The 15,517-nt window shown below is 35.7% G+C and carries 15 protein-coding genes; 10 read left to right on the top strand and 5 right to left on the bottom strand.

What is annotated here, in order from left to right:
- The first annotated feature begins 3 nt into the window (after nt 1-3).
- From ACJVDK_RS02925 to ACJVDK_RS02940, 4 genes are all read left to right on the top strand, one after another.
- Nucleotides 4-1,029 (top strand): hypothetical protein, encoded by a 1,026-nt coding sequence (locus ACJVDK_RS02925; RefSeq protein WP_443938793.1) that lies wholly within the window; start codon nt 4-6, stop codon nt 1,027-1,029.
- A 1-nt stretch (nt 1,030) separates the two neighbouring features.
- The gene (locus ACJVDK_RS02930; protein WP_443938794.1) at nt 1,031-1,969 is read left to right on the top strand and encodes a hypothetical protein; all 939 of its coding nucleotides are present in this window, start codon (nt 1,031-1,033) and stop codon (nt 1,967-1,969) included.
- 142 nt (nt 1,970-2,111) lie between these two features.
- The gene (locus ACJVDK_RS02935) at nt 2,112-2,927 is read left to right on the top strand and encodes a hypothetical protein (RefSeq protein WP_443938795.1); all 816 of its coding nucleotides are present in this window, start codon (nt 2,112-2,114) and stop codon (nt 2,925-2,927) included.
- Nucleotides 2,928-2,944: 17 nt separating this feature from the next.
- Complete coding sequence (locus ACJVDK_RS02940; RefSeq protein WP_443938796.1) at nt 2,945-3,700, top strand: hypothetical protein; 756 nt, start codon at nt 2,945-2,947, stop codon at nt 3,698-3,700.
- Here ACJVDK_RS02940 and ACJVDK_RS02945 read toward each other — a convergent pair.
- A complete protein-coding gene (locus tag ACJVDK_RS02945; protein ID WP_443938797.1) occupies nt 3,602-4,012 on the bottom strand; it encodes a hypothetical protein in 411 nt (136 codons plus the stop codon). The genes ACJVDK_RS02940 and ACJVDK_RS02945 overlap by 99 nt on opposite strands.
- Nucleotides 4,013-4,373: 361 nt before the next feature.
- Here ACJVDK_RS02945 and ACJVDK_RS02950 point away from each other — a divergent pair, with 361 nt between their 5' ends.
- From ACJVDK_RS02950 to ACJVDK_RS02960, 3 genes are all read left to right on the top strand, one after another.
- On the top strand, nt 4,374-4,757 hold the full coding sequence (locus ACJVDK_RS02950) for a single-stranded DNA-binding protein (RefSeq protein WP_443938798.1): 384 nt from the start codon (nt 4,374-4,376) through the stop codon (nt 4,755-4,757).
- 85 nt (nt 4,758-4,842) lie between these two features.
- The gene (locus ACJVDK_RS02955) at nt 4,843-5,928 is read left to right on the top strand and encodes a DUF932 domain-containing protein (RefSeq protein ID WP_443938799.1); all 1,086 of its coding nucleotides are present in this window, start codon (nt 4,843-4,845) and stop codon (nt 5,926-5,928) included.
- 48 nt (nt 5,929-5,976) lie between these two features.
- The gene (locus tag ACJVDK_RS02960) at nt 5,977-6,189 is read left to right on the top strand and encodes a hypothetical protein (protein WP_443938800.1); all 213 of its coding nucleotides are present in this window, start codon (nt 5,977-5,979) and stop codon (nt 6,187-6,189) included.
- A 372-nt stretch (nt 6,190-6,561) separates the two neighbouring features.
- Here the strand turns inward: ACJVDK_RS02960 and ACJVDK_RS02965 are convergent, their stop codons facing one another.
- The 4 genes from ACJVDK_RS02965 to ACJVDK_RS02980 all read right to left on the bottom strand — a co-directional run bounded on the left by ACJVDK_RS02965 (nt 6,562) and on the right by ACJVDK_RS02980 (nt 9,647).
- A complete protein-coding gene (locus tag ACJVDK_RS02965; protein WP_443938801.1) occupies nt 6,562-7,134 on the bottom strand; it encodes a hypothetical protein in 573 nt (190 codons plus the stop codon).
- 37 nt (nt 7,135-7,171) lie between these two features.
- Nucleotides 7,172-8,254: a sensor histidine kinase gene (locus tag ACJVDK_RS02970; RefSeq protein WP_443938802.1), complete on the bottom strand. Its 1,083-nt coding sequence runs from the start codon at nt 8,252-8,254 to the stop codon at nt 7,172-7,174.
- Between the two features lie 252 nt (nt 8,255-8,506).
- Nucleotides 8,507-9,238 carry a LytR/AlgR family response regulator transcription factor gene (locus ACJVDK_RS02975; RefSeq protein ID WP_443938803.1) on the bottom strand — a complete coding sequence of 244 codons (732 nt, stop codon included), beginning with the start codon at nt 9,236-9,238 and terminating at the stop codon, nt 8,507-8,509.
- A 79-nt stretch (nt 9,239-9,317) separates the two neighbouring features.
- A complete protein-coding gene (locus ACJVDK_RS02980; protein WP_443938804.1) occupies nt 9,318-9,647 on the bottom strand; it encodes a hypothetical protein in 330 nt (109 codons plus the stop codon).
- A 634-nt stretch (nt 9,648-10,281) separates the two neighbouring features.
- Here ACJVDK_RS02980 and ACJVDK_RS02985 point away from each other — a divergent pair.
- From ACJVDK_RS02985 to ACJVDK_RS02995, 3 genes are read left to right on the top strand one after another with little or no spacing between them, the layout of a single operon-like run.
- On the top strand, nt 10,282-10,848 hold the full coding sequence (locus tag ACJVDK_RS02985; RefSeq protein WP_443938805.1) for a TlpA family protein disulfide reductase: 567 nt from the start codon (nt 10,282-10,284) through the stop codon (nt 10,846-10,848).
- Between the two features lie 14 nt (nt 10,849-10,862).
- A complete protein-coding gene (locus tag ACJVDK_RS02990) occupies nt 10,863-14,087 on the top strand; it encodes a SusC/RagA family TonB-linked outer membrane protein (RefSeq protein ID WP_443938806.1) in 3,225 nt (1,074 codons plus the stop codon).
- A 12-nt stretch (nt 14,088-14,099) separates the two neighbouring features.
- Nucleotides 14,100-15,458, top strand: a complete 1,359-nt coding sequence (locus ACJVDK_RS02995) for a RagB/SusD family nutrient uptake outer membrane protein (RefSeq protein ID WP_443938807.1) — start codon at nt 14,100-14,102, stop codon at nt 15,456-15,458.
- The last annotated feature ends 59 nt before the right edge of the window (nt 15,459-15,517 follow it).

A 15,517-nucleotide genomic window follows, 5' to 3' on the forward strand; every position in this document is an offset into this window, starting at 1 on the left:
AAAATGAAGAAAATAGCAATACTAATATTATTTGTGTTTGAATCCTTTCTACACTTACAAGCGCAAAGTAATGAGTTTTATTTTAATGGTAGTGCGGATGTTATTTTACGATATCCTGCTCGTGGTTCAGGAGGAAGAGCCATTGTACATGCCGATAATAATGTTTTGAATTTAAATTTTGGAGGAGACTTTAGTGGGGGTACAATGATTGGTAATGGTGTTTATTTTAAAGACGGAGGAAATTCATTTATCAATTCGGGGAATTTCGGTATCGGCACATCTGCAGCTACAGGCCTATTGGAACTTAAAAAAATGAATTCAAATTTAGTTTTCGATTTGAATACAAATGGTCTTTCACGGATTATTAGTAAGGGTTGGAATGCAGATATTGATCTTCATACATTTCAAAATAATGGACTAGAAAACTCAAATCAACTTTATTTAAAAAGTAATGGATATGTGGGGATTGGCACTGATAGTCCAGACGCTCCTCTAACGGTAAATGGTTGTTCAAATTTTTTTCCTAGGCGAATAAATGGAGGTGATGCTAGAAAACTATCGATAGATTATTTTGCAAATAATCCAGAATTTATAAGCAACGATTATCCAGTTGTCATAAGAACAGGTGGAGGTAATCAGCCGTTGATTTTTGATGCTGCAAGGATTGGCATTGGCACTACGACACCTCAAGAAAAACTCTCTGTAAACGGCAATATCCGTGCGCGTGAAATCAAAGTAGAAGCCACCAATTGGCCTGATTATGTTTTTGAAGAGGATTACAAAATTACTTCTCTACAAGATTTAGAAAAATACATTAAAACCAATAAGCATTTGCCTGATATGCCCTCGGCAAAAGAGGTTGAAAATAATGGACTGGTATTGGGGGAAATGAATAAAGCTTTGCTTAAAAAAGTAGAAGAACTGACCCTGCATTTGATCGATTTGAGTAAAAGGTTTGAAAATCAAGAAAGGGAGAATATAGAATTAAGAAATAGTATAAACGAATTAAAGAAGTGTAAAAATAAATAAAATGAAAAAGGTAAGTCTATTGATTGGTTGTGTTTTTTTATTTTTGTCTGTATTTGTCAAAGCACAGGTTACCACTCTTTCTGCTGATTATAAAAGCATTAATATAGGGGTTAGTGGAGGAGATTATAGACTAAATTTGATTTTGCTTCACGAAATTTATGATGGTTCTTTACTCCCATTAAATTATGCAGTAGGTACTATTACGGCCTACCGAGGGCACCAAGGAGCTTTTAATAGGATAAATGTAGCTGAAATTAAAACTTCCTCTGCTTACACTGGGATTTCTGCTACATTAAGTTCTTTCGATGGTGGGGTTACAGGCACTTGGAGCCTTAAAACCTGTATTTATAATGGGAAAAGATACCTGGCATTACACGTTCCTTATCACCCTTCACATCACAACTGGGGGTATCAGTTTGTAGGCTGGACTACTTCATCTGGCGAAAACATGAAATTGGTTGATTACGAGGCTAATGGTCAGCCAATTAATCAGAATTTGATTTCGGAAATACAAGATTATAACGCAAATATGAGTCAAACGTTTTTTGCTAGTCATATTTCTCTGATGGCAAATGTAGGTATCGGCACATCATCACCTCAAGAAAAACTTTCCGTAAACGGCAATATCCGCGCACGCGAAATTAAAGTAGAAACCACCAACTGGCCCGATTATGTTTTCGAAGGGGATTATAAAATTACTTCTCTGCAAGATTTAGAAAAATACATTAAGGTCAATAAGCATTTGCCCGATATGCCGTCTGCAAAAGAGGTTGAAAGTAATGGACTGGTATTGGGGGAAATGAATAAAGCTTTGCTTAAAAAAGTAGAAGAACTGACCCTGCATTTGATCGATTTGAGTAAAAGGTTTGAAAATCAAGAAAGGGAGAATATAGAATTAAGAAATAGCATAAAGGAATTAAAGAAGTATGAAAATAAATAAAATGAAAAAGTGAAGTCTATTAATTAATGGTGTTTTTTTATTTTTATCTGTATTAGTCAAAGCACAAGTCACTACTCTTTCTGCTGATTATAAAAGCATTAATATAGGGGGGAGCGGAGGCGATTATAGACGAAATTTGATTTTGCTTCACGAAATTTATGATGGCTCATTACTACCATTAAATTATGCAATAGGTACAATTACGGCCTACCGAGGACACCAAGCAGCATCTAATAGGATAAATGTAGCAGAAATCAAAACAAGTTCTGCTTACACTGGGATTGCTGCTACATTAAGCTCTTTCGATGATGCAGTTACAGGCACTTGGAGCCTTAAAACATGTATTTATAATGGGAAAAGATACCTTGCATTAAACGTTCCTTATCACCCCGCATATCACGACAGAGGATATCAGTTTGTAGGCTGGACTACTTCATCCGGCGAAAATATGAAATCGGTTGATTACGAGGCTAATGGTCAACCAATAAATCAAAATTTGATTTCGGATATACAAGATTATAACTCAAGTATGAGTCAAACATTTTTTGCTAATCATATTTCTCTGATGGCAAATGTAGGCATTGGCACGAGTACACCTCAAGAAAAGCTCTCCGTTAACGGTAACATCCGTGCGCGTGAAATTAAAATAGAAACCGCCAACTGGCCCGATTACGTTTTCGAAGAGGATTACAAAATAACTTCCCTACAAAATTTAGAAAAATACATTAAAGCCAATAAGCATTTGCCTGATATGCCAACTGCAAAGGAAGTAGAAAGCAATGGACTGGTATTGGGTGAAATAGTTAAGCAACAGCAGAAAAAGATAGAGGAGTTGATATTATATTTAATTGAAAAAGATAAAGTAATAGAGGACTTAAAGATAGAGAATAAGATAATTAAGACGGAAGTTAATTTAAATAAAAAAGAATTAACAAATATTCTTGAACGTTTAAATTAATTAGAGCAAAATACAAAATGAGAAGGATAATTTTTTATTTTTTTTTACTATTTGGTTATTGTGAAGTGCAAGGCCAAAATGTGTGGTCCGAAAATGGAAATATAGGGCTTGGTACACTTACTCCAACCAATAAGTTAAATATTATGGTTGGAGCTGGTACGGAAGATGGAACCGTTGCCTTAAAAATCGGTTCTATAGGTAATTATCCTACTTTAGAGTTAGGGGTTCAAAATGACTATAATGCGCAAATTCGTACGTATGGAAATGATTTAAATTTATATGCAGGACATTTTCGTACGATTGGTAATGTTTCATCCGAAAGTCATCAAATAAATTTTTACACTAGTAAAAATGGGTCAACTAACTGGAGTGTTCCTAAAATGGTTCTTAATCATGATGGAAACGTAGGCATTGGCACGAGTACACCTCAAGAAAAGCTCTCCGTTAACGGTAACATCCGTGCGCGTGAAATTAAAGTAGAAACCGCCAACTGGCCCGATTATGTTTTCGAAGAGGATTATAAAATTACTTCTCTGCAAGATTTAGAAAAATACATTAAAGCCAATAAGCATTTACCCGATATGCCAAGCGCAAAGGAAGTAGAAAGTAATGGGTTAGTATTGGGTGAATTGGTTAAACAACAACAGAAAAAGATAGAGGAGTTGACTTTGCATTTAATAGAAAAAGATAATGAATTGAATAAAATAAATAAAAGGATTGAAAATATTGAAGAAGAAAATATGCAAATGAAGCCATTTTTCAATGCTCGATAGCAGGTCAAGGCTTAACAGCCTTGCATCTATATTTTCTAATTTATGCTGCGCTGAATTGTATTTTTCTATAAAATTTCCATCCAACTCGATAAATTTCAAATAGCCTTGTTTAAAGAAATGTTCCTCTATCTGCTCGGTATAATCCATGGAGTCAAAATCAAGTTTCTCAATACTCTTGGCTTTTTTGTCAATCAACATCCATTGATAAATTTGGGAAACATCTGCATCTACTGCTGCATCAAGACGTTTTATCTCAACCATACTTAAGGAATCATTTTCTAAAAAATACAAGTCTTCTAGATTCGGAATCATAGGGCAAAATTAAGGTATTACCCTGTAAGGTTATTGCAGATTTATCCACATGTTGGATTAGGGTTTTTATTGTAAATAGAGTTTTAACTACTTTATCATCTTTATTGTGTAATGCTGGTATAATCTAATTTCTAAATGAAACGGATAAAAAGGCTGCGAATATCGCATCCTCCTTTCGCTGCGAACGCATAATATTCTGATTTCATCAGAATACCCTTCGGGACTTATAGTTCTCCGCTTCAATCTTCCCGATGCGGAATTCTTGAGCTTTCTTTTTTTCCGTTTTTTCTTTTGAAAAGATTTTTTTGAAGAGAAAGGAAGAAAGGAAATTCAACAGAATTTTTAACTAAAAACCCATGTTATGGAAATTACAGGAAGATTAACCGCTGATGCAGTGGTAAGAACAGTAAAGGACGACAAAAAAGTTGTTGGTTTTAGCGTTGTTATTAATGATAGCTATCGGACAAATGGTGAAAAAAGGGATTTAACCACTTTTATCGACTGTTCATTTTGGCGCAATGAAGCAATTGCACTCTATTTAAAAAAAGGTTCTTTGGTGCAATTGTATGGAAGAATTGGCGTAAATGCATATGTATCTCATGACGGCTCAGCTAAAGGTGTATTAACGTTTCATGTATCGGATATTAAGCTTTTTGGTGCATCGAAACTTGAGAGTACTAAGAGTGATACTAAAACAGCAAAAAAAGCATCTGCAAAAGCAGAAGAAAGTGAACCTCCATTTTAAAAGGTATTTTAATCAAGGACAGGGTGTTTTGCCTTGTCCAAACTTTTAAAAATAAGAGATTTTTTTAACAAAAATTAATACAATCATGGCACATAACTTATATTTTAATGAGGGGACAAATAAGCATAGTTTCTTTTCAGTTAAAGAAAAGGCTTGGCACGCATTAGGCACAATTGTAGAGCATTACCCAACTTCAGCCGAAGCACTCGCATTTGCTGGGCTCGATTATACGGTGGAGAAAAGACCACTATATACGCTCGATGCACTTAATTTTAAATTGATAAATGAACCCGATCCCGATGCGATTATTTTAGGCAATCATACACAAATAGAAGTGCCAAATTACTTTGCAACCCTTAGAACTGATACCGAGCAGGTGTTGGGTGTTGTTGGTAAGGATTATAAGGTCGTTCAAAATACCGATGCATTTGCTTTTTTCGATAGTATCGTGGGAGGAACTGATGGAATATTGTATGAAACAGCAGGTGGATTAGGTAAGGGAGAACGTATTTTTATAACCGCAAAATTGCCTTCTTACATTAAGGTGGGTAAAGCAGATTTAATCGAACAATATTTATTTCTTACCACATCTCACGATGGTTTTGGTAGTATTTCAGCTGCATTTACACCTATTAGAGTAGTTTGCAACAATACTTTAAATGCTGCTTTAAGACATAACAGCAATGCCATTAAAATTCGCCACTCTTCGGGAGCAACAGAAAGGTTAAAGCAAGCCCATTTACTCATGGGCATATCCAATCAATTGGCTACCGAGATGGAAGAGGTGTTTAATCATTGGGCAAAAACTCGTATAACTGATTTGGAGCTTAAAAAACTTATTCAGCAGGCAATGGCACCCAATAAAGAAGTTTTACAAAAGCTTAAAAATGGGGTAGAGGATGAATGTTCAACCGCCTTTAAAAATATTGTAGAAAATACCTTTGAATACGCCTTGTCAAATCCTTCGCAATTACTTGATACCACTAAAGGTACTGTTTTTGGTGCTTACAATGCCATTACGGGCTACTTTCAGAACGTGCGAAAGTTTAAAGATACTGAAGCAAAGTTTAAATCTATCATCGATGGTACGGCAAAAATGAAAGGGCAAACCGCATTTGATTTGTGCCTTGAGTTTTCGAAAACTGGAAACCTTAATTTCTTAAACAATTAATTTATTAATCAGGAGCGGAGTTAATCCGCTCCATAATTTTCATGGATGATGAGCATAATATCAGCAAATACCGAGCGTAAAGCGTTATATGAAATAGCGAAAACACTCCGCTTTTTTAAAAACTTGAACTTCTTACAAATTTCAGCAGGGGATGATATACGCATCCGACATGCCCAAAACATCATCAAAGATGTAATAGCAATTAATGGTTTTAAGGTTTGTTTTAACAAAAGACGAGGAACTTACTTAAAGAAGTTATAGCATAGGTTTTTTCGAGGCTTAAAAAAAAACAGCCGTCCACTGGACGGCTCGAAAGCCTCGAATTTTTCAAATTCTATGCTGTTTTATCCAGGAAGATTAACTGTTAGTCCTCATTTGAGCTGAATTTAAAACCGTTAAAAATGTATACTCCGAGTTCAAATGTTGCGTTTTATTAATGGCTAAATTGAATAGTCAAATTAAATTTGGTATATGACGCTTACTATTTTAGTTATTCTAGAAGCCGATTTATTCCAAACAAGTCTTGGCCAAAGTGTAACCTGTAAGTGTAAATCCATTACATCGCTAAATACAAAATCAAGTTTTAAATAGTAATGTTAAAATGTGTTCTCCACAAAAAACTTAGGTTCGCACTTAGATTTTTGGGTAGTTATAGGTGATTTTTTTTCTTGAATAATCATATGCGTTTTTCTTGTCCTCATATGCAAGTTCATCATAATAAGTATTTGTTGATGCTTTATAGGAATCAAAGAGCTTTTTTCTTCTTGCCAATTCTGTTTTACTAAACATCCAAAGTTCATCAGCACTAAACCTATAGCATAGTTCATAGTAAATTTGTGCCCGTAAGATTTTGGTATTTAGATCGGTTTTTTCAAGTTTAATTGCGCTTTCGATCATGTCTTTGGCCTTGGTAAGTTTTTCTAAACTACCTTTTGCATGTTGCTGCGGTTCTGCCAGTAATTGGTTATAAGAATAATAAATTAATGCTAAATAGAATAAACTAGTAGTGTCTTTTGGATTTTTTGTTAGGTTTTTTTCGAGGCTGTCGGTAAGTTTCGTGTATTTACCCTTAGCTGGAACAAGGTTCATACTCGGTTCAAATGTTCGTATTATTCCGCTGTAAATTTTAGTTTGTGGAAGCTGTGCGAAAATCGATAACGGTAAGAGCAGGAAAAGTAATGGAATAATCTTGCAGTTGTTTTTCATAAGTTATGGGGTTTGTTGAATGGTATGTTTATGTTTTTTATGTTGAGCTGAGTACATGCGCTGTAATTTTAACGATGTAATAATCCTGCGAAAGTCCATGTTCAAAGGAAGCTGATTTTCCATAGGTAATCTCAAGTCTTTGTTTAATATTCTCTAAGCCCTTATTCATATTTTTGATAGTGTTTTTTCGACTTGGCCAATTTTTGGATTGGATAACAAAGTAATTCTCTCTAATGTCAATGGAAAGTTCAGCAGGATATTCGGGGTCCTGAAATACACCGTGCTTGAATATGTTTTCGGCTAATGTCAATAGTACTAAAGGCAGAAATCGTTGCTTGCCTATGTTAGGTTGATATCTGAAATCAACAAAAATTTCTCCTTCAAAACGCATAGCATGAAGATTGATCAATCGCTTAACTTGCTCTATCTCTTCGGCAAGTTCTAAGAAGGTTTCTCGAATCTCACAATTGACACTGTAACGCATAATTTCTGATAGCTCCATTACTGCTTCAGCGGTTTTGGGAGAACTCAAATAGATATCTTGATAAATAAAGCTGAGCGTATTAAAGAGCAAATGCGGATTGATTTGTGCCTTAAGATAAGAGTTTTTGGCATTCGCCAGTTGAAGCGCCATATCACGTTCCGAAAGCAAACTTTGATAGTGTTCCTGCTGCATTCTTTTCCTAGTTTCTATTTCAGCCTGATGCCGTCTAAATAAGAAATAGAACCCAGAAGAACCCATAAAGAACAAAGCTCGCCAAAGCTGAGTGAAGATATACCGCTTACTTATGCTAATTTCATGCATTCCATACCAACTGGTTTCCTTTAGTAAGAAATTATCGACAACATAACTGCATGTAAGGTATATTATATACACTATTCCGATAAATACTGGAAGTCTCCAAATCCAACTTAATCTAGAAATGAAAATTTTGGGATAGAGCCAAAGTGCACAAAAATAAAAAAGTAATATATTCTGAAAATAATGGACTAAATAGGCCATAGGGTCTCCGAAAATTCCGGTGGCCAGTCCAATAATAACCGTTTCACAGGCCATGAAGATTGCCCAGCTAAAAAAGTGAATTTTATGTCTGACAATAAAAGCGATTAAATTTTTCATCACGGTAATCTTAATGCTTGGTATAACGTTGGTTATCCCTAGTGTAATAACATCGTTTTAGGCTTTTTAGAAGGCTAGTTTCAACATATAAACTATGAAACGCCAATTAAAAAAGCTAGAGAAAAAGACGGTCTTTATCTTTCGCTCGTCAAGGGAACGAAACTCCCAAGGAACGGATCCAACTACCACCAGTGTTATCATTACGATGACAGGAGGGGAAGTTAATCCAGTTCAGTAACAAACTAAAGAATGCTAAATCCGGCCGGTAAGCAATGTCTTTTCTTCTAAAAACTTCAACAAATTGTTTTTGTATGTTCCGCCCATTTGTACCAGGTGACCATTGCCAAGGTTAATGGTATTTCCTACAATTTTCTCAATTTTTCGTGCGTTGATTACATGTGAACGATGCACTCGGTAGAACAAGTCCTCACAAAATATATTCTCAACATCTTTGAGCGTTAGATATACCAATTGTTTGGTTTTCGAGGTAACCATCGTAACGTAGTTTTTTGCTCCTTCGAAATAGATAATGTCTTGTTTTTTTAAACGGGTAAGCTTGCCTTTTTCGCCAGTTTTGTAGAATTTAATGTTTCGTCCTCTCACACTTTTCTGAGAGAGTTCGCCTTCAATAACACCCATTACTGTTTGTGTGAATTTGGTAAGCTTAATGGGTTTTAATAAGTAATGTGTTGCGCGCACATCGAAGGCTGCTAAAGCATACCGTTCGTAGGCGCTTGTGAATATGATGGCTCTTGATTTATTTTTTAAATCTTTGGCTAAATCTATTCCAGAGATATGTGGCATTTCGACATCGAGAAAAATAATGTCAATTTTGTCCTCAGGACTAATTTGCGAAAGCGCTTGAAGGGGATTGTTAAAAGTCTTAACAACCAAGAGATTAGGGATAAAATTGATATAATTACTAAGCAAGGCAATTGCATGCTTTTCATCGTCAATAATGACGCATCTGATAGGATTCTTCATAAAAGAGGGGTTAGATGATTTGTTGAATATTTTATTTCATGTTCGTTAAAATTATAGGTTTAACATTGATTGTTAATTATTATTTTTTTAGTGATGATTTTTTAAACTTATCTATTTTCTCTATGACTTTTGGTTCAATCTGTTTTTGAATTAAAGTATTTATAATATTTGGGTTTATATGTAGTGCAAATGCTAAGATATTTATATGTAATAAGGAAAACTTCTCAGGGTTCAGGAGTTTTGTGTGATATGCATCATAATTTAAACCCAGTAACTTGGAGATTTTTGTTGGACTATGTTTTACCAATTGATACATGTTTTTCAAGGATCCAGATATAAACATTGACCTAATGGATAGGAAATCGGGATCCATATTTTCTAAGTCAAGATTTTCTTTCCAATGTTCCATTTTCTGTAGTTATTCTCGAATTTCATAAAACATTATTGTATCGTATTTTAAAAAGTACTAATCGTTAATTTAAATTTGCTTTTCGTAAATTTTATTGATAACTTTATCATTATTATTTGGTATTTATTAGAGTCTTGCAACTTCATATCTCAAGCCGTTGACGCAAGACAGCAGATTTATACCCATAACTTTTTTAGAAGTGCTATATTCGCACAACTGAATGAGTATGGGTTCTGCTGTAATTCCGTGTCAACATAAGGCTTGAGAACTGAGTGAAGTTACGGTTTGCAGAATCCATACATATTTCTGTTTTCCATCGAGACTCGTATAACCCATACGAGGATGAAAAATACAAATCAGACCATTCTAGAATTTAACTGCTATCCTAAAACGGGGCTGTTTGTCTTTATCCCTTGTTTTCTAAATCGTCCTTCTGATATCTTTACTTATTTGCAGCTATGTCCTTTTGATAGGATGTTTGCCTTGAAACCTAAAAACCCCGAATGAGAAAAAGGAATATCAACAGACTGAGTACATTAACTCCTCAACCAAGGTTTTAGTGTTTTAATTACTTCTGATGGTATTCCTATATTCTATTCTTCTGCCAACCTAAATAAACTAACTAACCAACATCATGAAAAAAACAACATTATTGTTTGTAATGGCAGCGCTATGCCAAAATTTTAACGGACAGGCTCAGCTTGTAGAAGAAAATAAGCCTCCCTATCAGCCCTTAATAGTCGGGGATAGGGTGCCTAGTCTCACATTTAACAATGTAATTAATACAGATAAAAAAAGTATAAGCTTTTCAGATTTTAAGGGCAAAGCAATTATTCTCGACTTCTGGGCTACTTGGTGCGGATCATGCATTGCCAATATGCCGCATATGATGGAACTTCAAAAGAAATTTGGGAGTAATCTTCAAATTCTTGCGTTAGATAATTCTTCTCAGGATGGCAAAGAGAAAATATTGACTTTCCTCGAAAATAAGAAAGGGACGAAATATGAAATAACCGTTCCTATAATTTATTTGGAAAGGACATTGAATGAGTTGTTCCCTAAAAAGGTAATTCCACACTACGTATGGATTGGTCCAGATGGTCGAGTGAAAGCAATTACAGGTTCCGAGGAAGCAACAGAGGTAAATGTTGCTAGACTCGTAGCAGGGTTGAAACTTAATTTAGCGGTGAAGGAACGGTAGTAATGAGAAATAAAATGATATATAAATGCATAGCAGCTAGTGCTGTAATCAGTTTCTTCTTGCTTACATCGGTTTCAGCTCAAAACTTACAAAAGCCAGTCACTGTTAATGGAATCACCATACTTCCCGATCAACAAAAAGATCACTATGTTAAAATCAACCTTAAGAGTGGAAGGCCAACTATGACAGATTCTACTGGTAGGTTCAAAGTAGAGATTTCTAAGTTTCCGGATACTTTAACATTTAGATTGATAGGCTATGTGACCACAACCAGAATATTTCGCAGTGAAAGGGATATCCCATCTCAGTTGACCATTAGAATGGTTCCTGAGGCGGTGGATTTACAGGATGTAGAAATTAGTACAGGATACCAAAGGGTTAAGGCAAACGAAATTAATGGCGCCGTTTCTATGGTGGATGAAAAGATGCTGAATGCTCGTACCGGAACAAATGTTTTGGATAGACTAGTGGGACAGAGTTCAGGATTGATAGTTAATACCGGTAAAACAAATGGAAATCCGCAAAATAAAACAAATATATCCATTAGAGGAATTGGTACTATAAATGGTCCTTTAGATCCGCTTATTGTACTGGATGGGTATATTTATGAGGGAGATATTAATAACATTAATCCTAATGATGTAGAAAGTGTTTCTATTTTAAAGGATGCTTCCGCCTCTTCAATATGGGGTGCTAGGGCAGGAAATGGGGTGGTTGTAATTAGTTCCAAGAAAGGGAAATACAATCAAGATAGGATTGTGTCTTTTAATGCTAATACTACTATTCGGCAAGTTCCTGATTTAAGTTCCTTTTCTCAGATGACTGCTCCAGAGTATATTGATTTTGAAAGAAATTTATTTGATAGGGGATATTTTGATGCAAGAATTTCATCCGGTAATCTGTCTTTAACTCCTGCAGTAGAGCTATTTCTTGCAAGGAGATTAGGGAAAATTTCGCAGGCTCAGGAGCAAGAAGCTTTGGATAAACTAAGAGGAAATGACACCCGGAAATCGTATGAAAATGACTTTTATACCAATGCAGTTTTGCAACAGTATTCTTTGAATCTGCGCGGGGGTTCAAGTAAATTTCTATATAATTTAACAGGAGCATATGAGAATGCACTAAATGAGAATTATGCTAAGTCTGATAAGTACAATTTGCGATTTGCGCAAGATTTTAAGATAACCAACAAGCTAACATTTTCGAGCTCAATAGCACTTACTGCTGCATCATCCTCTTCAGGAAGACCTGTATACAATTCAATTAATGTGGCTGGTCGCCAACCCGTGTATATGGATTTTGTAGACGAGAACGGCAACCCAATTGCTGTTGCTCAAATGTATCGCAATCAGTATTTGGATACACTTGCAAATGGAAAATTTCTTGATTGGAAGTTTTATCCGGCCAATGATTATTTACATAACACGACATCAGTAAAAAGGAATGAGCTCTATGGTGTTTTTGGTTTAAAGTATCAAATTTCAGATGGACTAAATGTTCATCTGGGTTACCAATTTCAATGGCAAGATCAAAAAACTGAAAATGAATTTGATAGTGAAAGTTACTACAGTCGAAATTTAGTTAACAGCTTTTCTCAATACAATAGAAGTACCGGAGTTATAAGGTACATTATTCCAAAGGGTGGGATGTTGAGGACGGCAAATGCAGTTACAAGTTCTTCATCTGGGCGCTTACAAGTTGATTATGTTAAGAATATCGGGTTAAGTTCAATCAATGCCATAGCGGGAGTTGAAGCAAGAGAAGTAGATGCGACTAGTAATGGAATGATGCTTTATGGTTATCAAAGTGATCCTTTAACTTTTACAAACGTCGATAACGTGAATACTTACCCGAATAGTATTACGGGAAGTTCGAGTCAAATTTCTTCGGGTACTGTGCTGTCAGATACTCGTTACCGGTTTATGAGTGTATATACGAATCTGGCATATACTTTTAAAGGGAAATACAGTGCATCGGCAAGTATACGAAGAGATGGGTCAAATATTTTTGGTGCAAGCACTAACGATAAATGGAAGCCTTTGTGGTCTGCTGGACTTGGTTGGGATGTGGCAGGTGAGCGCTTTTACACAATTGATTGGCTTCCGACTTTAAGGTTCACGGCAACCTATGGCTACAGTGGAAATGTAGACCTTTCAAGAACTGCATCGCCGGTAGCCGTTTATGGAACAAATGCATTAACAGGGCTTCCGTATTCAAGAGTAAGAAATATAAATAATCCTGATTTGAAATGGGAGGAACTCTCACAGTTCAACGTAAAGGTCGATTTTGCAACAAGAAAAAACATACTTACTGGAAGTATTGCTTATTACATCAAGCACGGAACAGATCTTTATGGATTAACACCTTATGATTATACCACTTGGGGTATAGCTTCTGAGATTACTAAAAATGTTGGCGATATGAAAGGGAATGGGTTTGATGCAGAATTTCATAGCATTAATCTTGTTAAAGGCAATTTGAAATGGTCTACCGATTTGTACTATAGCTTCAATACCAGTGAGACCGTTAAATATTATACGAATGGTTTGACAGGCCTTTCGGCTCTTTTAGGTGGAGGAAGTACAATAACGCCAATAGTCGGGAAACCTTTGTACGCTATTGCAGCTTACCGTTGGGGAGGATTGGATGCGAATGGGAATCCGCAAGGTTATCTAAATGGACAGTTAAGTACTGACTATGTGGCCATGGCGGCCGAGGCAAATGCAACAGGCGATAATCTAGAATACGTTGGCCCAGCAAGCCCAACACATTTCGGTTCGTTAATCAATACCTTGAGGTATCGCAACCTTTCGCTTTCCTTTAATATTAGCTATCGCTTTGGGTATTTCACGACTAAACCCACTATTTCTTATTACGCATTGGCAACTACTGGGGTAAGTCATGCAGATTATGCACAAAGGTGGCAGAAATCGGGAGATGAAATATCAACAAATATCCCTTCGTTCGTTTATCCGATAAATATGAATCGAGATGCATTTTTTCAATCTTCACAAATCAATGTAATATCGGCAGATCATATAAGACTCGATTATATCAACCTAGCTTATCGCTTTAATGCTGGTGTGTGGAAATTTCCATTCAGAATGCTCGATGTATATGTAAATGCAAATGACATTGGAATATTATGGAGAGCAAATAAATTTGGTATTGACCCGGATTATGTCCGATCAGTAAGTCCACTTAAAGGATTTACCATTGGAATAAAAGGAAGTTTTTAAAATAGTAGAACGATGAAAAAGCAACTAACAATATTATCCATTTCAATGCTAACGGTGCTAGGTGGATGTAAGAAATATCTTGATGTTAAATCAGATGCAAAACTCGTTGTCCCCTCTAAACTTTCTGATATTCAGGGTGTTTTGGATGACGCAGATTATATGAATCTTTCAAGAACACCTAGTTTAGGTGAGAGTATGTCTGATGATATATTTCTACCGCCAACGACATTAAATGGAAGGGATTTGACCACTAAATTAATTTATACTTGGCAAAAGTTTGATTACCGATTTGGGAATGACTGGTCAAGTGCTTATGTTCCCATCTATAATTCAAACCTATGCCTGGAATTATTGGAAAAGATCCCTCGGACAAATCAAAATGCAGCTGCATGGGATAACGCAAAAGGTTCAGCATTATTTTTTAGAGCTTATTATTTTTACCAACTAACCACGCAGTATGGCAAAGGGTATGGAAGTAGCTCGGATACTGATTTGGGAATTGTACTTAGATTAAGCTCCGATTTTAATGTGAAGTCTCACCGCTCTTCCGTTAAAGCGTGTTTTGAGCAAATTCTTTCGGATTGCGAGCAAGCGCTTAATTTATTGCCGATAAACTCAACTCATTCATTCAGGCCATCAAAAGCTGCTGCCTATGCGTTTTTATCAAGAGTTTATTTGTATATGCATGACTATCAAAAGGTACAAACCATGGCAGAGGAATGCTTAAAAATTAAATCTACGCTGATGGATTTTAATTCGGATAGCGATATTTTGGGACTCACTTTAAATGTAACCTTTAGACGCTTTAATAAGGAAACGATATTTTATTCCGAGCAAAATACCTTTTCGGATATCAGTATTCCCCTTCGAGCAAGAACAGATACTGTTTTATACGCAAGTTATAACCTCAATGATCTTCGTAGAACAGCTTATTTTAGAACGGTTTCGGGCTTTCAGCAATTTAAAGGAAGTTACGCTTCAAATGCAAATATCTTATTTAGTGGACTGGCAACAGATGAAATTATTCTCAATAAGGCGGAAGCAAAATCTCGTTTAGGAGATTTTCAAGGTGCAATGACCGATCTTAATCAGCTTTTAAAATCGCGTTGGAGAAATACGGTGCCTTATGTTCCTATAAGCGCAACAGATAGCCGACAGGCTTTGGATTTTATAATCAAAGAGAGAAGGAAGGAATTGATAATGCGGGGAATTCGTTTTTCAGACCTTAAAAGATTAAATGAACAGGGAGCAAATATTACCTTGACAAGGATGATGGATGGAAAACCCTATAATTTATTACCAAAGGCTGCTTATTATGCAATTCCATTACCTACAGATATCATAGAGCAAACTGGGATTGATCAGAATTAATTTCAGAATTTAGTTTAGTTAATTGCAAATTGCAGGGCCGGATGGCCCTGCTTTTGTCG

This window comes from Pedobacter paludisoli (genome assembly GCF_052344095.1).
GTDB lineage: Bacteria > Bacteroidota > Bacteroidia > Sphingobacteriales > Sphingobacteriaceae > Pedobacter.

What these genes read in the sequence shown, in the direction of transcription:
- ACJVDK_RS02940 (WP_443938796.1), top strand. Translation starts at nt 2,945, where the DNA reads ATGAGAAGGATAATTTTTTATTTTTTTTTACTATTTGGTTATTGTGAA.
- ACJVDK_RS02930 (WP_443938794.1), top strand. Translation starts at nt 1,031, where the DNA reads ATGAAAAAGGTAAGTCTATTGATTGGTTGTGTTTTTTTATTTTTGTCT.
- ACJVDK_RS02970 (WP_443938802.1), bottom strand. Translation starts at nt 8,254, where the DNA reads ATGAAAAATTTAATCGCTTTTATTGTCAGACATAAAATTCACTTTTTT.
- ACJVDK_RS02975 (WP_443938803.1), bottom strand. Translation starts at nt 9,238, where the DNA reads ATGAAGAATCCTATCAGATGCGTCATTATTGACGATGAAAAGCATGCA.
- ACJVDK_RS02995 (WP_443938807.1), top strand. Translation starts at nt 14,100, where the DNA reads ATGAAAAAGCAACTAACAATATTATCCATTTCAATGCTAACGGTGCTA.
- ACJVDK_RS02965 (WP_443938801.1), bottom strand. Translation starts at nt 7,134, where the DNA reads ATGAAAAACAACTGCAAGATTATTCCATTACTTTTCCTGCTCTTACCG.
- ACJVDK_RS02945 (WP_443938797.1), bottom strand. Translation starts at nt 4,012, where the DNA reads ATGATTCCGAATCTAGAAGACTTGTATTTTTTAGAAAATGATTCCTTA.
- ACJVDK_RS02980 (WP_443938804.1), bottom strand. Translation starts at nt 9,647, where the DNA reads ATGGAACATTGGAAAGAAAATCTTGACTTAGAAAATATGGATCCCGAT.
- ACJVDK_RS02985 (WP_443938805.1), top strand. Translation starts at nt 10,282, where the DNA reads ATGAAAAAAACAACATTATTGTTTGTAATGGCAGCGCTATGCCAAAAT.
- ACJVDK_RS02990 (WP_443938806.1), top strand. Translation starts at nt 10,863, where the DNA reads ATGATATATAAATGCATAGCAGCTAGTGCTGTAATCAGTTTCTTCTTG.
- ACJVDK_RS02955 (WP_443938799.1), top strand. Translation starts at nt 4,843, where the DNA reads ATGGCACATAACTTATATTTTAATGAGGGGACAAATAAGCATAGTTTC.
- ACJVDK_RS02950 (WP_443938798.1), top strand. Translation starts at nt 4,374, where the DNA reads ATGGAAATTACAGGAAGATTAACCGCTGATGCAGTGGTAAGAACAGTA.
- ACJVDK_RS02925 (WP_443938793.1), top strand. Translation starts at nt 4, where the DNA reads ATGAAGAAAATAGCAATACTAATATTATTTGTGTTTGAATCCTTTCTA.
- ACJVDK_RS02960 (WP_443938800.1), top strand. Translation starts at nt 5,977, where the DNA reads ATGAGCATAATATCAGCAAATACCGAGCGTAAAGCGTTATATGAAATA.